18 protein-coding genes are annotated in these 18,253 nt (G+C 46.7%); 3 read left to right on the forward strand and 15 right to left on the reverse strand.

The window, feature by feature from the left end; translation table 11 throughout:
• Positions 1–100: 100 nt before the first annotated feature.
• The 3 genes from ACYQ2E_RS04010 to ACYQ2E_RS04020 all read right to left on the reverse strand — a co-directional run bounded on the left by ACYQ2E_RS04010 (position 101) and on the right by ACYQ2E_RS04020 (position 5,228).
• Complete coding sequence (locus ACYQ2E_RS04010; protein ID WP_460016778.1) at positions 101–2,629, reverse strand: M1 family metallopeptidase; 2,529 nt, start codon at positions 2,627–2,629, stop codon at positions 101–103.
• A 94-nt stretch (positions 2,630–2,723) separates the two neighbouring features.
• Complete coding sequence (gene thiI, locus ACYQ2E_RS04015; RefSeq protein WP_460016779.1) at positions 2,724–3,932, reverse strand: tRNA uracil 4-sulfurtransferase ThiI; 1,209 nt, start codon at positions 3,930–3,932, stop codon at positions 2,724–2,726.
• Between the two features lie 84 nt (positions 3,933–4,016).
• Positions 4,017–5,228, reverse strand: coding sequence for an ATP-binding protein (locus tag ACYQ2E_RS04020; protein WP_460016780.1), 1,212 nt, complete (start codon positions 5,226–5,228; stop codon positions 4,017–4,019).
• Between the two features lie 234 nt (positions 5,229–5,462).
• Between ACYQ2E_RS04020 and lysS the strand changes: the two genes are divergently transcribed.
• A complete protein-coding gene (gene lysS / locus ACYQ2E_RS04025; protein WP_460016781.1) occupies positions 5,463–6,947 on the forward strand; it encodes a lysine--tRNA ligase in 1,485 nt (494 codons plus the stop codon).
• 80 nt (positions 6,948–7,027) lie between these two features.
• Here lysS and ACYQ2E_RS04030 read toward each other — a convergent pair whose 3' ends face one another.
• From ACYQ2E_RS04030 to ACYQ2E_RS04045, 4 genes are all read right to left on the reverse strand, one after another.
• Positions 7,028–7,336, reverse strand: a complete 309-nt coding sequence (locus ACYQ2E_RS04030; RefSeq protein WP_460016782.1) for a hypothetical protein — start codon at positions 7,334–7,336, stop codon at positions 7,028–7,030.
• 218 nt (positions 7,337–7,554) lie between these two features.
• Entirely contained in the window at positions 7,555–8,367 is an 813-nt protein-coding gene (locus ACYQ2E_RS04035) for an amino acid ABC transporter substrate-binding protein (RefSeq protein ID WP_460016783.1), read from the reverse strand.
• Positions 8,364–9,002: an amino acid ABC transporter ATP-binding protein gene (locus tag ACYQ2E_RS04040; protein WP_460016784.1), complete on the reverse strand. Its 639-nt coding sequence runs from the start codon at positions 9,000–9,002 to the stop codon at positions 8,364–8,366. The genes ACYQ2E_RS04035 and ACYQ2E_RS04040 overlap by 4 nt, the downstream gene beginning before the upstream one ends.
• Before the next feature lie 24 nt (positions 9,003–9,026).
• Positions 9,027–9,668, reverse strand: a complete 642-nt coding sequence (locus ACYQ2E_RS04045) for an amino acid ABC transporter permease (protein WP_460016785.1) — start codon at positions 9,666–9,668, stop codon at positions 9,027–9,029.
• A 451-nt stretch (positions 9,669–10,119) separates the two neighbouring features.
• Here ACYQ2E_RS04045 and ACYQ2E_RS04050 point away from each other — a divergent pair, with 451 nt between their 5' ends.
• Positions 10,120–10,959 (forward strand): peptidylprolyl isomerase, encoded by an 840-nt coding sequence (locus tag ACYQ2E_RS04050; protein ID WP_460016786.1) that lies wholly within the window; start codon positions 10,120–10,122, stop codon positions 10,957–10,959.
• A 47-nt stretch (positions 10,960–11,006) separates the two neighbouring features.
• On the opposite strand, the gene ACYQ2E_RS04055 is transcribed toward ACYQ2E_RS04050, so the two are convergent.
• From ACYQ2E_RS04055 to ACYQ2E_RS04065, 3 genes are all read right to left on the reverse strand, one after another.
• On the reverse strand, positions 11,007–11,891 hold the full coding sequence (locus tag ACYQ2E_RS04055) for an RluA family pseudouridine synthase (RefSeq protein ID WP_460016787.1): 885 nt from the start codon (positions 11,889–11,891) through the stop codon (positions 11,007–11,009).
• Between the two features lie 134 nt (positions 11,892–12,025).
• Entirely contained in the window at positions 12,026–12,904 is an 879-nt protein-coding gene (locus tag ACYQ2E_RS04060; RefSeq protein ID WP_460016788.1) for an NAD kinase, read from the reverse strand.
• Complete coding sequence (locus tag ACYQ2E_RS04065; RefSeq protein WP_460016789.1) at positions 12,898–13,542, reverse strand: GTP pyrophosphokinase; 645 nt, start codon at positions 13,540–13,542, stop codon at positions 12,898–12,900. The genes ACYQ2E_RS04060 and ACYQ2E_RS04065 overlap by 7 nt, the downstream gene beginning before the upstream one ends.
• Before the next feature lie 95 nt (positions 13,543–13,637).
• On the opposite strand from ACYQ2E_RS04065, the gene ACYQ2E_RS04070 reads away from it, so the two are divergent.
• Positions 13,638–14,234, forward strand: a complete 597-nt coding sequence (locus tag ACYQ2E_RS04070) for a CYTH domain-containing protein (protein ID WP_460016790.1) — start codon at positions 13,638–13,640, stop codon at positions 14,232–14,234.
• Between the two features lie 66 nt (positions 14,235–14,300).
• Here the strand turns inward: ACYQ2E_RS04070 and ACYQ2E_RS04075 are convergent, their stop codons facing one another.
• The 5 genes from ACYQ2E_RS04075 to ACYQ2E_RS04095 all read right to left on the reverse strand — a co-directional run bounded on the left by ACYQ2E_RS04075 (position 14,301) and on the right by ACYQ2E_RS04095 (position 18,227).
• The gene (locus ACYQ2E_RS04075; protein ID WP_460016791.1) at positions 14,301–15,062 is read right to left on the reverse strand and encodes an ABC transporter permease; all 762 of its coding nucleotides are present in this window, start codon (positions 15,060–15,062) and stop codon (positions 14,301–14,303) included.
• On the reverse strand, positions 15,055–15,945 hold the full coding sequence (locus ACYQ2E_RS04080; protein WP_460016792.1) for an ATP-binding cassette domain-containing protein: 891 nt from the start codon (positions 15,943–15,945) through the stop codon (positions 15,055–15,057). The genes ACYQ2E_RS04075 and ACYQ2E_RS04080 overlap by 8 nt, the downstream gene beginning before the upstream one ends.
• Positions 15,946–16,054: 109 nt before the next feature.
• On the reverse strand, positions 16,055–16,396 hold the full coding sequence (locus ACYQ2E_RS04085) for a DUF2129 domain-containing protein (protein WP_460016793.1): 342 nt from the start codon (positions 16,394–16,396) through the stop codon (positions 16,055–16,057).
• On the reverse strand, positions 16,389–16,769 hold the full coding sequence (locus ACYQ2E_RS04090) for a YlbF/YmcA family competence regulator (RefSeq protein WP_460016794.1): 381 nt from the start codon (positions 16,767–16,769) through the stop codon (positions 16,389–16,391). Before ACYQ2E_RS04090 ends, ACYQ2E_RS04085 begins: the two co-directional genes overlap by 8 nt.
• Positions 16,770–16,865: 96 nt before the next feature.
• On the reverse strand, positions 16,866–18,227 hold the full coding sequence (locus tag ACYQ2E_RS04095; RefSeq protein WP_460016795.1) for a PTS sugar transporter subunit IIC: 1,362 nt from the start codon (positions 18,225–18,227) through the stop codon (positions 16,866–16,868).
• Positions 18,228–18,253 lie beyond the last annotated feature (26 nt).

The raw sequence follows: 18,253 nt of genomic DNA on the forward strand, positions 1-18,253 counted from the left end.
TATTTGTTAGTTTATTCTATCACAGATTCATGTTTAAAACTCATCCTTTTGCCTGAGACTGGACTTTATGAAAAAACGCGCCGAAGCACGTTTTTTCAATTTAGAATTTCTCATTTGTTTCAATCACAGCTTCTGCAACCGCAGTTCTCTGTGAATCCAGCAGTTTCACGCGCGATTCAATCTGCTTGATTGAGAGCTGGATGGCGCGTGCCAAGCCGGCATTGCTGAGCAGCGGCTCAAAGAAGTTCTTGAACTCGGCTAGTTTCTCAGCTGTCTTGAAGTATTTTCCGCCGTAGACGATGAAGCGGTCAAAGCTCATGTCACCGCTTAATTTTTCTTCAAGCAATGCCCAGTTGTCCTGCATCCACTTCCAGGCTGCATCTTGCGAGAAGGCGTTTCTCAGCAGATAGAGCCATGAGAAAGCGATGTCCTGCGGCTTGATGATGCTTGCATTTTCCATATTCGCCAAAAGTTCATCAATTGCTGCTGCGTCTTTGATAAACGAAACAGCTTTATTGAGCTCGTCTTTGAGCTCTTGTACGCTGGTTTTTGTGTATAAAGCCATGAATTCATGGACACGCTCAGGCGAGTTCGATGATGAAATTTCATTGCGCAGAACGATTGGACGAATGTCGGCTGAGATATTTTGAATATCCTGTGCTTGTGACTCGAAAATTCGGCAAGCTTCAGCCACTGCATCAGCTGACTCCGCACTAATCATATTTTCCAGCACAATGGCACGCAGCGCCTCATCAGATGAAGACTCGGCCGGTTTTTTCTTCCAGCCTAATCGCGCATACTGTTTCGCAAAAAGCTTTTCAGTCAGACTATTAAAGGCTTTTTCCTCGGCTGTGCCCGGCTCAATGAAGATGGCTATTTGCTTCAGCAGGCCATCCAGAGCACTGTTCACAATGTAGCTCTCTTCGCCGGCAAAGCTTGGCAGAAGCTTGATAACGTCCGCAAAGTCAATCATCTGAGCCAGCGCCAGATATTTCTGGTCCTGCAGAATCTGGAATTTCTCCAAATCAGATAAACTGTCCAGATTCGCAAGAATGCTGTCCAGCAATTCGCCGTGGTAATGAACGATATAATGCGCCGCATTGTCAGCATTGAGCAGCAGAGGGCTGTCAGCTTCAAGCTTGAAATCAGCCACTGTCATCTCAGCTTCACCAAAAACATCAGGTAGACCGGCATAATTCGCATTCAGCGGAATCTGCCACAGACGGCCTTTGTCCTCACCTTCACCGATGAAGAACTGGCGCTGCTTCAAGACCAGATTGCCGCCGGCGAGTTCTGCATCTACTACTGGATAACCCGGCTGATTGACCCATGAGTGCATAAAGGCAGAAACATCCTTGCCGGACACTTGACTCAGAGCTGACCAGAGGTCGTCGCCCGTGGTATTGCCGTATTTGTTCGTTTCAAAATAAAGATGAAGTCCTTCAGAGAAGTCCTTATCACCCAGCCACTTGCGCAGCATGACCATCAGGCGTGAGCCTTTGGCATAGACAATCGCAGGGTCAAAGAGCGAATTGATTTCATCCGGATGATTCACTTCAACGTGTACTGACTGAACACCATCGGTTGCGTCGCGTTCGAGAGCCAGTGAAGCTTCATCAATTGAGAACTCTTCCCAGATTTTCCACTCCGGATGAATGGCATCAATACAGACATATTCCATATTGTTGGCGAAGGATTCGTTGAGCCACAGGTCATCCCACCATTTCATGGTCACAAGGTCGCCGAACCACTGGTGCGCCAGCTCGTGGGCGATAACTGTCGCCACATACTGCTTGCTGGCCTCGGTCGCATTGTCCGGGTCAACCAGCATGCAGACCTCACGGTAAGTGATACAGCCCCAGTTTTCCATGGCGCCGGCCGAGAAATCAGGCAGTGCCACATGCCAGCTGTGCGGCAATGGATAAGGCGTTTTATAGTAATCTTCGTAGAAATCAATCGACTTGATGGCAATTTCAAGCGGGAAATCCAGCGCTTCAGGCTTATGCGCCTTCGTTGAAAAAGTCCCTACCGTAACGCCCGACTTGGTTTTACCGTATTTTGCCTGCATGTCGCCGAAAACAAAGGCCAGCAGATAACTTGACATTTTAACCGTCCGCTGGAAGACGTGAATACCCTCGATTTCCATCAGCTCCGGCATATTCGCGATAATGATATCGCCCGGCTCTTCGTCAAACTTGACCGACAAATCAAAGGTCGCCTTAGCTTCAGGCTCGTCGATACAAGGAAAGGCCTGACGCGCAAAATGGCTCTCGAACTGTGTGCCGATCAGCTGCTTCTTGACGCCGTCAACCTCATAGTAAGACGGGTAAATTCCCATCATATTGTCCGTCAGCTTAGCCTCATACTCGAAAGACAGCGTCACCTGGCCTTTGCGGCCGACATTCACCACGATTTCCTCTTCCTCGTAATTCTCGATGAAATTCGTGTCAACACTGAAAACGCGCACCTTCGTGAAATGCAGGTCCTTCGCATGGAAACTGACGACAAGGTCCTTAGCCTCTCCCGTTACAGCGGTTTTACCCTTGATAGTTTTGGTTTGACGGTCAATGTCCAGGAAAACTTTATAATTTTCAGGAACAAAAGTGTCAAAGAGACGTTTAACTGCCATTGTTTCTCCTTAAAATTTGCTTTATTTATTTCTAACTTATTGTATCATTTTCTGATAATTTTGCGAGCTTTAAACTAGCGGGGCAGCGCATCATTTACAAGAAGTCCTCAAATTCATCCGCTGCGTGAATGGGTTCACCACTGATTAACTCAACCTTGATACCTGCCACAGCACGCGCTACCAGGCCGTCTACATCCAGCCGCGTCTCGTAGAATTCGGCCGTTTCCAGCTTCGGATTGGTTTTTGGATTCGGCGGCGCAAAAATCGTGCAGCAGTCTTCGAATGGCAGAATTGACAAGTTAAAAGTGTCAATTTTTTCGGCGATGTCAATGATTTCCAGCTTGTCCATCGTCACGACCGGGCGTATAATAGGCGTCGTTGTAACAGCATTAATCACGGACATTGAGCCGAGCGTCTGCGAGGCGACCTGGCCTAAAGACTCGCCGTTGATAATGACTTTGCCGTGACGCAACTCGCGGATTTCGTCAGCAATGCGCATCATGAAGCGGCGCGTCAGTGTCATCAGATAGGTCTGCGGCGCCTTGTCACGGATTTCTTCCTGAATCTCGGTGAAGGGCACTTCGATGAATTGGATTTTTCCGCCGAAAGCTGTTAATTTAGCCGTCAGGTCTTTGGCCTTCTGCAGTGCGCCTGGAGAGGTATACGGCGGCGAAGCGAAATGCACCGCTTCAATTTCCACGCCGCGCTTCAGGGCCAGGTATCCTGCCACCGGGGAATCAATTCCGCCGGAGAGCATCAGATGGCCTCGGCCTGAGCTCCCGACCGGAAGTCCGCCCGCGCCTTTGATGGTTTCGTAGTTGAGGAAAATTGCCTCAGAACGCACTTCCACGCGCAGAACGATGTCTGCGCCTTTCATTTGAGCCTTGGCGAAGTCAAAATGGTCAAAAACCACATCACCCAGCGCCTGGTTAATCTCCAGCGAATCCAGCTCAAAGTCGTGGTTGGCCCGATGGGTATTGATTTTAAAGGTCATACCGGGCCGATAGATTTCCTGAAAAATCTGCAGCACTGCTGCTTTCAGCTCTGTCAAGTCAGCCGCCACACGAATCGAGGGCGAAAAGCTCTGAATGCCGAAAACCTTGGTCAGGCGCTCAGCCACGAGCTGGTAATCCGTGCCGTGCAGGTAAACATGCGCATGGTCGCGCCGGCCGTCAATCTTGACATCCGTTAAATCGGCCATCACTTCGCGCATATTTTGCGCCAAACGGGCGATGAACTGCTTACGGTTCTTGCCTTTTGTCGACAGCTCTCCGTATCTTACGAGTATTTCTGAATAATCCATAGCTAACATTATAGCAGAAAGTTTTCCAAAAACGCCAGAAAATCACCAAAAACAACTGGCTTCTTGTAGCTGATGTTCTTAGTTCTACCAGCTTTCATCCAGCAGAAATTCTGGAATTCTCAGGTGCTCAATTCCTTCTCTTGGCTGGAGAATCGGGTCAAGTGAGAGGACTATTTTTCTGTAATTATCTTTAATGCTGATTAGGGGGCTAAATTCGCGCTCAATCGTTTCCTTGCCTGCGAGTAGATAGGTCACTTGTAAATAGAGTTTCCGGCCTCCTTTTTCCAGAACAAAGTCAATTTCTTTGTTCCCTATTATTCCTACTGTGGCTTTGTAGCCCCGTCTGGCAGCTTCAAGCGCCACAATATTTTCAAGAACTTGCTGGATATCGTTTTGGTTGCGATGAATCATTGCTTCTCGGAGGCCTTGGTCTATTAGGTAATACTTTTCATTCGTCTGAAATATTTTTTTCCCTTTCAAATCGTTTCGCCGGAGCGGGTAAAATAGGAGCGCTTCTGAGCCATATTTCAGGTAATTAAGCAGAGTCTCTGATTTTCCGCTTCGCTGCTGGCTTTTCAGGTATTTTGAAATGGTCGAAGCTGAAAAAATTTGCCCGGCATTGTCCAAGGTATACAGTATTGTTCGCTCAAGCAGCTCTGTGTCGCGCACTTGATGACGCTCAACAATGTCTTTGAAAACAACAGAGTTAAAAATATCTTTGAGGTAGCTCTCTTTTGTAAACTCCGGTAGATCCTGAGTCACATTGAACGGCATTCCTCCCTCAAAAAGGAAATCATTAAAGTAGGCGTCTAAGCTTTTAATTTTGCCCATTTCTTTTTTTGCCTGTATATATTCTTGAAAGCTGAAAGGATAGACATAGATTTGAATGTAACGCCCTGCCAGATAGGTTGCCAATTCACCAGAAAGCAAGCTGGCATTTGAGCCTGTTATGTAAATATCAATGTCTTCACTGACGCGCAAAGAGTTAATGACTTCCTCAAATCCTGTGACAATTTGTACTTCGTCAAGAAACAAATAGGCTTTTCCATTTCTTTTAGCCAGCAAATCTTTCAGATAGCGGTGAAGTTTGTGCGCATCCCGCAATTCAAAATTCTCGAAATCTTCGAAATTGAGTGAAATAAACTGCTCTTTACTCCGGCCGTTTTCTAGTAAGTACTGTTTCATCAACTCAAGTAAAATGGACTTTCCAGAACGTCTGAAACCGACTAGTACTTTGATGATATCCTTGTCGACGAGTGGTATAAGCTGAGAAATATAAAGCGGACGATTTATCATGGCGACTCCTTCTAACCGGTATAACGGTATTATATTACTTATATCATAATTTTTCCGATATAACGGCATTTTATCACAATATTATTTATTTTACCACTATAACGGTAAAACATGGATAATCACATGTAAGCACTGGAACTGAAAAATGGTGATGATATAGTTTCTTACAGTGGTATTTTGGGGCAGAAATATGATAGAATAGATAAGTTATATTAATACTTTGGAGAAAATAAATTGTCAGAACATACACAAGAATTAAATGACCAGGAAATCGTCCGCCGCGAGAAACTGGGAAAACTGCGCGAAATGGGTGTTGACCCCTTCGGTCATCGTTTTAACCGTACGCATTTGTCAGCTGAACTGCACGCAGCTTATGACGACAAGACCAAAGAAGAGCTTGAAGAACTTAATTTGACAGGTATTGTCGCTGGCCGTCTGATGACCAAGCGCGGCAAAGGCAAGGTCGGCTTTGCGCATTTGCAGGACCGCGAAGGACAGATTCAGATTTATGTCCGAAAAGATGAGGTCGGCGAGGAGAATTATCAGATTTTCAAGATTGCTGACCTGGGAGATTTTCTTGGCGTTGAAGGACAGATTATGAAGACTGACACTGGCGAAGTGACCATCAAGGCTGAAAAGCTCACTTTCCTGTCGAAAGCTTTGCGGCCGCTGCCTGAAAAGTGGCATGGTCTGACAGATACTGAGACCCGCTACCGCAAGCGTTACCTGGATTTGATTTCAAATCCTGAGAGCTTCAAACGTTTCCAGATGCGCTCACAAATCATCTCTGAGATTCGCCGATTCATGGACAGTAAAGGCTTCCTGGAGGTCGAAACGCCAGTTCTTCACAGCGAAGCCGGCGGCGCGGCAGCCCGTCCTTTCAATACGCACTTCAACGCGTTGGATAAAGACATGGTGCTGCGCATTGCCCTGGAACTCCACCTGAAGCGCCTGATTGTCGGCGGCATGGAAAAAGTCTACGAAATCGGCCGTGTTTTCCGTAATGAGGGCGTGGATACGACGCACAACCCTGAGTTTACCATGCTTGAGAGTTACGAGGCTTATGCTGATTTTAATGATGTCATGGATTTGACGGAAGGGATTTTCCAGCATGTCGCGAAAACGGTGCTGGGCTCTGAGACCGTGGAATATGACGGTAAAGAAATCAATGTCGGCGGGAAATTTGCCCGCAAGCACATGGTTGACCTGATTAAGGAGACCTCTGGCGTAGATTTCCGGCAGGAAATGACTTTTGACGAGGCGGTGAAGCTTGCTGAGGCCCATGACATCCGGGTTGAGAAGCACTTTACTGTGGGACATATCATCAACGAATTCTTTGAGAAATACGTGGAGGAGACGCTGATTCAGCCGACATTTGTTTATGGACATCCAGTTGAGATTTCGCCGCTGGCCAAGATGAACGAGGACGACCCGCGCTTCACCGACCGTTTCGAGCTTTTCATCAACGGTAAAGAATTTGCAAATGCCTTCACAGAGCTGAATGACCCGATTGACCAGCTGGCTCGTTTTGAAGCGCAGGCTGCGGCGAAAGACCTGGGAGACGATGAAGCAACCGGCGTGGATTATGATTATGTCGAGGCTTTGGAGCACGGTATGCCGCCGACTGGCGGGCTTGGCATCGGGATTGACCGTCTGGTAATGCTGTTTACCGGCACTACTAGTATTCGCGATGTACTGCTGTTTCCGACTTTGCGGTGAAAATAGATTCGTTTCATCAAAAAAAGTGCAATTTTCAACTGAAAACTGCACTTTTTTAGTTTTTACAGGCAGAATTTCTTTTACTTTTCTGTCTTTTCTACGACATCCCGAAAAGGCTGAGTTCCAGGAAACCAATCGTGGAGCTCCGTATTTTCGTCAAATTTGTCGGCTATCTCAACATGAGCCTTAGGATACTTGTCCTCAACAACTTTTTTGTAAGGCGCCATGAATTTGGAAAGATAGATTTCCTGATTTTCTCCGTCGCTGTCTTTTAAATCTGTGAAGAGGTCGTCCAGATAAACGACTTTCCAGCCTTTATCGTCTGCGTTAATGTTGTAGGCGCCGGTGGTGCCGTAATTACCTACATTCTTGAGATAATACTTTGTCATTTTCTTTTTCCTTTCAATGTTAATCAGTTTAATTTAAATATATTGTACTACATAATGCAATAATGCAAAATAATGCAAAGAAAAAGCGACATTTTTATGTTTTTTTAATATTGGTTGTACAAGTCGTCTTGATATGTACAAAAAAGTTCAACCGCAAAAAATGTGATTGAACTTTTACTTCATATAAGCACGAAGCAGCAATTCTCCCAGGTTCACCGTCACCTCGGCCAGACATCCTTCCCAAACCACTTTTCAGAAATTTTCTGAAACTCACCGGACTCATGCATCCCAGCCAAAGTCTCATTAATCTGAGCAATCAGCGCAGTGTCATTCTTGCGCGCCCCAATCGCAAAGTCCTGATTCGGAAATTCTGTGCTGAGTGCCGCGTAATCCTTATCTAGGCCTGTCTTCTTCAAGTAATAATCCGCATAGACACCGTCTACCAGCAGCCCTTGAATCCTGTCCGCTTTCAAATCAATGAAGCCCAGGTCAAAAGTCGAGTACAGCGCGGTTTTATTGCCCTTAACGATGTCCTTCAGAATCTCCGGCTGATTATTAAAGCTGTCGTACTCGCTGGAGCCCGTCTGCAGGCCAAGCGATTTGCCCGCCATAGCCGCGGTCGAGGTAATCCCGGACGACTTCTTCACCACCAGCACCTGCTCATTTGCCATGTAGGCCTTGGAAAAGCTGACGAGCTTCTCGCGCTCAGGCGTGACGGTATAGCCGTTCCAAATCAGGTCGATATGCCCGGCCTTGAGCTCCGTCTCTTTCATCGCCCAGGTAATCGGCTGCCAGCGCACCACGATATGGCTGTGCTTGAAAACGGCGTTAGCCAGCGCCACATCAAAGCCCGTGAACTCCCCGGCCTTGTCCTTAAAACCCATCGGCACAAAGGTGTCGTCAAAACCAATCGTGATGTAGCCTTGCTTCTTTGCGACATCTAGCGTATTCTGCTCAGAAAGATTGCTGCAGGCGCCAAGGCTGAAGAGACTGAGCACTAAAATAAATAAACCTAAAATTTTCTTTTTCATGAGCGCGGATTCACTTTCAGTATATTATCGGCGATTTTCTCCGCGAAGTCCAAATCGTGCGTTACCACAATCTGCGTGATACCGGATTTCTTATTTTCGAGAATAAGTTCTGCCACCTGGTCCCTCAGCTCAGGGTCCAGTGCGCTTGTCGGCTCGTCGTAGCCGACGATTTTCGGGTCCATCATCATGGCGCGCGCCAGCGCCACCCGCTGCTTCTGCCCGCCTGACAGCGAGAAGGGATAGGCCTCGGCGTGCCCGCTCAATCCGAGATTTTCTAAGAGCTGCTGCGCCTTTTTCTCCGCTTCGGCTTTGGTCAGACCCTGTGTTTGCACCGGACTCAGCGTCAGGTTCTGCAGTACTGTCATGTGCGGAAAAAGCTGAAAGTCTTGAAAGACAAATCCCAGCGGACTGTCTATTAAATTTCCATCTTTATCCAGCGGCAATTCTTTCCCGTCAAATGTGACTGTCCCTGAGTCAATGGACTCGAGCCCTGCCAGCATGCGCAGTAATGTGGTTTTTCCGCCGCCGGACGGTCCTGCAATCGCCAGGATTTCACCATCTGCCAGGGTCATTTTGAAATCGTCAAATATGACGCGTTCTTTGAATCTTTTGTTTAAATTTCTGACATCTAACATTTTTATTTCCTCGTTTCTTTCTGTTTAGCGCTTTTCAATCTTCAACTTCATCTCGAGAGCGCGCGAGCATATTGTCAAAACTGCTATGAAAATCAGATAGAAAACACCTGCGAGCAGGAAGGGCGTGATGGTTGTGTCCCGCTGCATGGCGACGTTGGCTGCCTGCATGATGTCGAAGAGGCCGACGATGTAGACGAGGGAGGAGTCTTTGACTAGGTTGATGACTTCGTTCATGACGCTTGGCATGACGATTCGGATGACTTGCGGCAGTGTCACAAAGCGCGCGGTCTGCCAGCTGGACAAGCGCAGGACTTTGGCCGCTTCTACCTGCCCTGTCGGTACTGCTTCTATGCCGCCGCGGAAAATCTCTGCGAAGTAGGCGGCATAATTCAGGACAAATGCCAGAAGACAGGAAGCTAGACGCGACAGAGCGGGCATTCCCAGCAGCGCCGGTCCGTAATAGAAGATGATAATCTGCAGGAGCAGGGGGGTTCCGCGCATCAGCCAGACGTAAACGTACATTATCCATTTAATTACCGGCAGTCTCAGCAGAAAGCCGACCAGAATTCCCAGCGGAATTGAAATGATAATTGTGAGTGCGAAAACTTGTAAAGTTGTCCAGAAACCGCTCAGCAGCTGCGGCAATATGCTTTCAATGTAATTCATATGTTCTCCTTTGGATAGCGCCTGCCCTCACAGGTGGACCTGTATGCGGCTGAAGCCGCAACAGTCTGCTTAGCGAGCGCTCGGCCATAACTATGTTCTTGTGCATTAGCATTGTATAACTGAATCAAATACAAAAGACCGATTCATTTGAACCGGTCTTAATCCTGTTTTGAGAATCACCGGCATAAATACAACGCGAAAGTTGTACCTATGCCTTTTGGCAGATACAACTTCTATTTATGCAGATGATGATGAAGTTGAAACGTCATTGTGATTCTCCCTTCTTAATTATTAATTATTAATTGAGTTCAACACGCCTGAAGCTAGGGGAATTAGATGAATTCCTACGCTTCATAGCGGGCGTGTTTCACTTCTTAATTATTTGATTTATTATACACAAACTTTTCGTAAAATGCAAGAAAAAAAGATAAAAATTTGGTATACTGGAAAAATGAAAAACAAGAAAAACATTCAAATTTTGGTCATTAGCTTCTTAATACTTGTCATTGCGGTACTTATCGGCGTTTTTGTCAGCCAGAACGACAGTAAGGCAAATAAGAAAGCTTCAAACTCTTCCAGCAGTGCTTCTTCATCTACGAGCGCTGCAAGTGCAGACCCTACCTCGATTGACGGCAAGGTCACCGAACAGACAGCGCTTGATGCCCTGACCTTTCCTCAGCTCTCGGCCGACGTTGCCGAGGACGAAGCCGAGGTTGAAATCGATACTTCGGCCGGCAATATTACGGTTAAGCTCTTTCCAAAGCTCGCGCCTCTGGCGGTTGAAAACTTCCTGAGCCTAGCCAAAGACCAGTACTACAATAACAACGAATTCTTCCGCGTCATCAAAGACTTTATGATTCAAACCGGTGACCCGACAAATACTGGAACCGGCAGCAAGTCCGTCGTCAACGACAATAAGTCATTTGCGACTGAGACTTCCAATCAGCTCTATAATATCCGCGGTGCGTTGGCACTGGCAAATACAGGCTCGCCAGATTCCAGCGCTTCGCAGTTCTTCATTGTGCAGAATACACAGGACGCATCCAGCCAGCTTCCTGCGAATTTCCTCTATCCTGCTCAAATCAAGGAAGCCTATAAGTCAGGCGGCTACCCTAATCTTGACGGTTCCTACACTGTCTTTGGACAGGTCGTCTCCGGCATGGATGTCGTGGACAAGATTGCCAGCGGTGAGGTGACAGCCAATGATTCCGGCGAGCAGTCCAAGCCTAAAACAGCTTATTCTATCACGGCTGTTAAGGTTCTCAAGGACTGGGATTTCACTGCCAAATAACTGATTCACAAAAAAATGTGCACATCATATGGAAATGTGCACATTTTCTATTTTATTAAGTTTTTCAAGTCCGGAGGAAGTTCTGACTCCACCCGCAGCATCTGCTTCGTGAAGACATTCATGAATTCCACATAATGACAATGCAAGGCCTGGCGCTGAATCAGCGAGCAGTCGCCGCCGTACAAATCATCGCCCAAGAGCGGATAGCCCAGATAAGCCATATGCACACGAATCTGGTGCGTTCGTCCGGTATGCAGGGTCAAATCCAGCAGGGCAATCCCATTGTGGACAGAGAGCACATCAAAGCTTGTGCGCGCCGCCTTTGCCTCCAGCAGGCCGTCAAATCTGACCCGGCGCTCAATTATTGAACCCTCGGCACGGCCAATCGGCACGTCAATCTCGCCATGCGCCGGCAGTTTATCATCGTATTTGACCAGCGCATAATAACGCTTGACAAAGTCTTTCGGCCGCGCACTCAGCACTGCATGGGCAAAACTGTGCTTGGCAAAAATCATCAGACCGCTGGTATCAGTATCTAAGCGTGTGACCAAATGAACACACTGATTCTCATAATTCTGCCGCTGCAGATAAGCCGCCGCAAAATTGCACATTGAGCCCGTCGGCTTTTTCACGCCGGTAATTGACGGATAACCCGCCGGTTTATTGATTATCAGGTAATCTTCGTCTTCATAAACAATATCCAGCAGAAAGTCCTCCGGAATCAGCTCCGGATTGGCAGGCTCGGGAGGCGTATGAATCGTGACAGTATCACCGGCCGTCAGACGAAAAATCGCATTTTCCTCCCTGGAGTTGACCAAAATCTCCCCGCCGGCAAATTTGACCTTGGCGAGGAGCTTTTTAGACACACCCTGACGTTTCAGAAAATTCTTGACCTTCTGAGCGTCCACATCCGCAGTATAACTGAATTTCAAATAAGACTCATTTCTAATTTTCAACTGAGTTCAGCACGCCAGAAGCTAGGAAAATAGATAAATCGGAACCTGCCCTGCGGGCAGAACCACGATTTCCTAATTTTCTACGCTTCTTAGCGGGCGTGCTTCACATCTTAATTCTCCCCGATAAAACTGTTCCTCACGCGCGCCCAGAAAGGCGTGTGAGCACAATTGGCAAAGGAAATCGTGCGGCCGTCAAGCTTGTAACTGACCGATTTCAGGTCTTTGATGGCAATGGTCTCTCTATCAACGGTCAGCTGAAAATCATTCGCGTTCGAACGCTCAGGCGTCAGGCAGATTTTATCTTTCTTCGCCACAATCATTGACGCACCGAGCGTACGGAAAACCCGATTATTCAGACTGGCGATTTCCGCCAGCTGCATGGCCTCAACCTGAGGATGCATGACCGCACCGCCGATGGACTTATTATAGGCCGTCGAGCCGGTCGGTGTTGAGACAACAATGCCGTCACCGCGGAAACGCTCAAAGGGGAAGTCAGAAATCTTGATGTCGGCCACCATGGTCTGAGAGCCGCGGCGCAGCGTGGATTCATTCAGCGCGTGATAGACTGTTTCCTGGTTGCCGTCGTATTTGACTGAAACACGCAAAAGCGGGTACTTCACTGCGTCTGCCGGATTTTCATCTTTCAGAGCTTTGACCAGTTCGTCCAGCTGGTCTGCCAGAAAATCAGTGTAAAAGCCGAGATGACCGGTGTGCACACCAACAAAGCGAATTTCGTCAGCCCTGTCTTCATAGGCATGGAAAGCTGACAGCATCGTGCCGTCGCCACCGACAGAAATCACAATTTCCGGATTTTCCTTATCCAGCTGAAAGTCTTCTTCAATGACCAATTTGGTTGAAGTCAGACCAGGTGATATTTCGCTGGCCTCAGAATGCAGCTCGCCGGATTTTGTGAGCTTGTCCAGAAGCTGAGCCGCCACCCTTTGAGACTTGGCCGTTTCGTTGTCGTAAATCCAGATTTTCTTTACCATTTTCCGTCCTCTTCCGGCTGCTGCAGCTCGCCTTCAAACAAAAGCTGCGCTTCCTGAATTTCCTCGCGGATGCTTGACATTTCCCTGTCCAGCGCATAAGCGATTTCTGCTGTCACATTCAGGCGCTCGCGAATTTCCAGCGGAATCCGTCCCTGATATTTGTAATTGAGCGAATGCTCAATGGTCGCCCAAAAATTCATGGCCAGTGTACGAATCTGTATCTCGGCCAGAACCTCGCGATGCCCGTCAATCAAGTCAATCGGGTATTTAACAATCACATGGTAGCTGCGATAACCTGACGACTTCTGATTATTAATATAATCACGCTCTTCAATGATTTCAAAATCCGTTCTCTGCCGCAGAATATCAAGCACATCATAAATATTTTCCACGAACTGCACCATGATGCGCACGCCCGCAATATCTTCCATCTCAATAATCTGCGAAGGCTTATAACCGCGGCGCCGCGCCTTTTCCTTGATTGAATCCAGACGCTTCACCCGCCCCGTCACAAATTCAATCGGCGAATAAAGATTCTTTTTCTGATATTGCTTGCGCACACCACGAAGCTTGATTTTCAGCTCGCCCACAGTCTGCACATAGGGGTCCAAAAATTCTTCCCATGCTTTTTTATTCACGCCAATACGCTCCTTTTCAGCTTTTCCCGGCCCGACTTGCTAAATCTGACAAATTAAGCTACAATCAGTTTATATTTTAACACAAAGAAGACAAAATGCCTATACATCTTGAAATTGAATTTAAATCTCTGCTTTCTATGCCCGAATTTGAGCGCCTATCCAGACTTTTTAGTCATATTAAGCCGATTGTCCAAACTAACTTTTACTTTGACACGGAAAATCTGAAGCTGCGCGAAAACCGCCTGGCTCTGCGCATCCGCTGCTTCAGCGACGCTGCCGAGCTTACACTCAAAGTGCCCCAGAAAGTCGGAAATATTGAGCATAATATCGACCTGCCTCTTGAGACAGCTAAAAGCCTAGTAGAAGCCAGGTCACTTACCGACTGCCCGGTTGACATTTCAGAAATCAGCCGAATTATTGACAGTTACGACATCGACTTTGCTCAAATTACCTGCATCGGCTGGCTTAAGACCACGCGGCGAGAATACCAGATGCCGATAGGCCTCGCTGCGCTGGACAATAATGAGTATCTTGGAACATCTGATTACGAGCTGGAACTTGAAGTCGAGGAGGCTGAGCAGGGAAAAGAGGATTTCAACAACTTCCTTGAGAAAAACGGTATTGAATATCGCTACGCCCGTTCAAAGGTCGTCCGTTTTCTGGACACTTTGCGCTATAAAAATAGGCAGTGATTTTTCACTGCCTAAGCTGTTTTTTAGACAAACTCTGTTTTGAATTCAAAGCAGAGTCTGTTTTTTCTATCGGCGCCGATTCTTCCAGCGGCTCACCCCAAGCACAAGAAGGGCTGCAGCGAGGAGGAAAACAAGTGACAGGAGGAAACTTCCTGCCTGGAAATTTTGCCCCCGCCAGACATGGATGAAGCCGCTCGTGCTAGACATCCCCATATAGGTCATGGGCAGGAGTTTGGCGATGTGCTGAATCCAGTCCGGGAACTGCGAGACTTGGACGCCCATCATGCCGCAGAGGACCATGATGGCAAAGTAGAGGGTCATGGTGACGGCGTAGGTTGTAGAGAAGCGGCGGCAAATCATGACAATGCCGTGGGCAAAGATGAGCAGAATCCCGCCTACGAGGATGATGGCCAGTAAACTGAAGAAAATACCGCTGATTGCCGGTTTATACATATCAATGGCTGTCATGCCGATGGCGATATAGATGACAGCTGTCGCAACCAGGAAGACGCCGTTGGCAAAGAGTTTCGCCAGCAGTACGGAGCGGCCGTGCAGGCCGAAAAGTTCTAATCTTGTGGGAATGTCGTTTTCGACCTCTTGTGAATAAGTGGCCGCATAGCCGATGAACATCGTGGATAATGGCGCAATCATCATCATGGTCAGGAAAATCGAGGTGTTGATTTCCAAAACTACCATATGCGGCAGCCCCTGACTAAAGACGCGCGTAAATAAAAGCGACATGAACACTGGGAAGCAAAGCCCGAAGAGGATTGTCAGCACATTTCCGACAACATTGTGCCATTCGTATACAAATAAACGTCTATTCATGTGTTGGCACCCCGTTTTCTTTGTTTTCGTTAAATTGGGCGATGGCATTAGTAAAGAGAATTTCAATGTCAAAATTACTTCGGCGGTAATTAATATTGTTTTCTGAAAGCAGACGAACGAGCTGCAGCTCTTCTTCATTATCCTTGCAGGTCAGCGCAATCACGCCGTCTGGCGCTGTCAGCCGCTTCCATTTTGCGGTCAGCGCCTGATTTGCCTGATTGTCTTCAATGGTCAAAACGACCCGTCCACAGTACTTTTCAAAAAGGACTTGTGTTTCTCCGAAATCGACCAGCTGTCCCTGCTCTAATATGAGAAGCTTGTCTGTGAGCGCTTCTAGTTCGTCATAGTAATGCGAAACAAGGCAGATAGAGGCATCTTTGCCCTCATACCAGGCAGCAATTTTTTTCATCAATTTGGTGCGCGTCTCAAAATCAAGCCCGCTGGTGACTTCATCAAAAAAGGTCAGCGGCGCATCCTGCATCAAGATTAAAATGATTGTCAAGCGCTGCTTCTGGCCGCCTGAAAGATGCTGAAATCTTTTGTTCAGGCAGTTTTCAAACTCAAAGAATTGAATCAATTCCTGAAGTTTTTTATCCGTTTTTATCGAAGTGTTTAAAATAGCCTGAATAATATTCTTGACGGAAACAGTCTTCACATAGTGATTCTCCTGCATATGCACGGCCATTTGCTGATGACTGATGTCACTCTCGATTTTTCCCTGATAATGCGTCAGCCCCAGAATACTCTTGACCAGCGTTGATTTTCCAGCGCCATTCGAGCCGATGATGCCGATACGGTCTCCCTGGTTAATCGTGATGCTCTGGTGAATGTCAAGCGCCCGAAAATTTCCGAAATTCACCTGCAGCTCCTGAATGGTTATCATAAGGCCTACTTTCTAGTGCGTGTTAGAAAAAATGATAAGTTATTGTAACTCTTCTCACTTCATAAGTCAAGAATTTTACTTGGGATTTTTATATAAAAAAAAGCGCCGATTAACGGACGCTTCGGGCTTGCCGAGCTTTCAACTCAGCCTCAACTTCACGATTTGTCTCTGCAAAAGCAGCCCCGAAATCTTCGGCCAATTCAGAAATTCTTCCGCGCTTGACATACTTTACAAAAGACAAGCGCTTCAAAGTCGGCAGCAGCTTCTCGAATTTTTCTTCATCAACATAGAGGCAGGCGTAATTGCCCTTACTGCTCGTGTAGATAACCTCACCGTACTTATTCAAATTTTTGGCGTTTTTCATTGAGCGCAGAAAAACGTAAATCGGCCTGCGGCCCTTTATCTCAAAATCTGCAGGCACTGATTCTTCAGCATCAAACAGCTTATTCAATTTTTCGTCGTTGATGATGACCGCCTCCTCTCAGTGGTAAATTTTCGTCAATCAGAATATGTTTAGAAATCGAATAACAAAGCGTCTTCGCCAGACTTGACAATAGTTCCTGTAAATCATTTTCCGCCAGCTTCAGCTGATAAACCTTGTCATTCAGATTGATTTCACGCTGTAAATCCCTTAACTCCGGGCGAATAGACGTGAACTCAAGATTCTCCTGCAGCAAACCAACCTTGCCCTGCAAAACATCATCCGCCAAGAACTCATCACGCACCGCGCGATAATGGGCAACTTCCTCAGACCTTAACAACTCGGACACGATGTTATCGATGCAATCATCAATTTCAAATAATTCTTCGTTAATATGCAACACTCCCAATTATAGCAAATTTTCCGGATTCCGTGTTATAAATGAACGAACTATTACATGAAAAAGACGAGTACAAGTTTCCTTATACTCGTCAGAAAATTAGATATCAAACTTTTCAGAATGAAGTTCAGTTTCAAGTTCAGATTCCTGTGCAAGCAGAATCTTATCATAACGTGCCGCAAATGGCCAGTAAATCACAACTGACATTAACAGCATCAGAATTTGCCAAATCATACCTTGCCAGCCGCCTACGATTAAGCCTGAGATAATTGGCGGTGTTGTCCATGGAACATATTGCCCGTTAAATGGCGGAATAATCTGCAGCCAAATGACCAAATAAGTCAGAAATCCTGAAAGAACCGGCTGCAAAATGAATGGAATGGCCAGAATCGGATTCAAAACAATTGGCATGCCAAAGAGGATAGGTTCGTTGATATTGAAAATTGCAGGACCAATTTCCATCTTACCGATTGTCTGCATCTGAACTGATTTCGCCCGCCAAATCATGAAGATAACAAAACCGATAGTTATACCTGAACCAGTGACTGTCAAATACTGGTCCATGAAAGCTTGCGTAACAATATGGGCACCATGTGCTAAATCAAGCGTATGTGCTTTATACAATGCAAGATTATCTGCATTATTTGCAAGAAGCAACGGTCCCATAATACCGCCAACGATTGTCGCACCATGTACACCGAACCACCAGATGAATACTGGTAAAAAGGCTATAACGAACACTCCGGCAGGACCGTCCACAACATGCTGCAGCGGCGTCTGTATCATTTTATAAACCCACTCAATAAATGTCGTGTTGAGGCCTATCGTGAAGATTCCGTGAACTATACCTGCAAGTGTAATTACAATGCCTGCAGGAATCAAAGCAGTAAATGAAGCTGAGACATTCTCTGGCACCTGCTCCGGCATCTTAATTGTAATATTGCGGCGCATTAAAATCGTATAAATCCAGCCTACCAAAAGCCCTACAATGATTGAGAGAATCATGCCTTTGCCGCCCATCCACTGACGGTCAATAATACCTGTCACCTGATAAGCAGTTGAAGTCTTGGAAGGGTCAGCGATGCTTGTAACAGATTTCAACGTATCCGGCTGAAGCAAAATGTGGCAAATAACTGCCGTCAGGCCAGCAGGTGCAGCCTCATAGCCCTCAGCTTTGACCCATGCATAAGCAACGCCGAACACAGCCAGCAGCGCCATGATACCAAACGAGGCATTGTTGATTTGTAAGAACAGCGGACCAAGCTTGATTTTATTCAAGTAATCCTGAATAGGCTGATATGGAAACTGCCCCAGAATCAGGAAAATAGACCCGATAATGATAAATGGAATGGGATAAATCATCCCATTCTTAATAGCCGTAACAGCCTTTGTATTCAAGAATTTCATCATCGGCGGCATAACATGTGTCATGATGAAACCTTGTTTTTTCTCTGCTTCCATTTTTTTCTCCTAAATTTAAAATTTAT

The sequence above is a fragment of the Lactovum odontotermitis genome, from assembly GCF_054658595.1.

Coding starts and splice junctions, on each gene's coding strand:
- ACYQ2E_RS04010 (WP_460016778.1), bottom strand. CDS start 2,629: ATGGCAGTTAAACGTCTCTTTGACACTTTTGTTCCTGAAAATTATAAA.
- thiI (WP_460016779.1), bottom strand. CDS start 3,932: ATGGATTATTCAGAAATACTCGTAAGATACGGAGAGCTGTCGACAAAA.
- ACYQ2E_RS04020 (WP_460016780.1), bottom strand. CDS start 5,228: ATGATAAATCGTCCGCTTTATATTTCTCAGCTTATACCACTCGTCGAC.
- ACYQ2E_RS04030 (WP_460016782.1), bottom strand. CDS start 7,336: ATGACAAAGTATTATCTCAAGAATGTAGGTAATTACGGCACCACCGGC.
- ACYQ2E_RS04035 (WP_460016783.1), bottom strand. CDS start 8,367: ATGAAAAAGAAAATTTTAGGTTTATTTATTTTAGTGCTCAGTCTCTTC.
- ACYQ2E_RS04040 (WP_460016784.1), bottom strand. CDS start 9,002: ATGTTAGATGTCAGAAATTTAAACAAAAGATTCAAAGAACGCGTCATA.
- ACYQ2E_RS04045 (WP_460016785.1), bottom strand. CDS start 9,668: ATGAATTACATTGAAAGCATATTGCCGCAGCTGCTGAGCGGTTTCTGG.
- ACYQ2E_RS04050 (WP_460016786.1), top strand. CDS start 10,120: ATGAAAAACAAGAAAAACATTCAAATTTTGGTCATTAGCTTCTTAATA.
- ACYQ2E_RS04060 (WP_460016788.1), bottom strand. CDS start 12,904: ATGGTAAAGAAAATCTGGATTTACGACAACGAAACGGCCAAGTCTCAA.
- ACYQ2E_RS04070 (WP_460016790.1), top strand. CDS start 13,638: ATGCCTATACATCTTGAAATTGAATTTAAATCTCTGCTTTCTATGCCC.
- ACYQ2E_RS04075 (WP_460016791.1), bottom strand. CDS start 15,062: ATGAATAGACGTTTATTTGTATACGAATGGCACAATGTTGTCGGAAAT.
- ACYQ2E_RS04080 (WP_460016792.1), bottom strand. CDS start 15,945: ATGATAACCATTCAGGAGCTGCAGGTGAATTTCGGAAATTTTCGGGCG.
- ACYQ2E_RS04095 (WP_460016795.1), bottom strand. CDS start 18,227: ATGGAAGCAGAGAAAAAACAAGGTTTCATCATGACACATGTTATGCCG.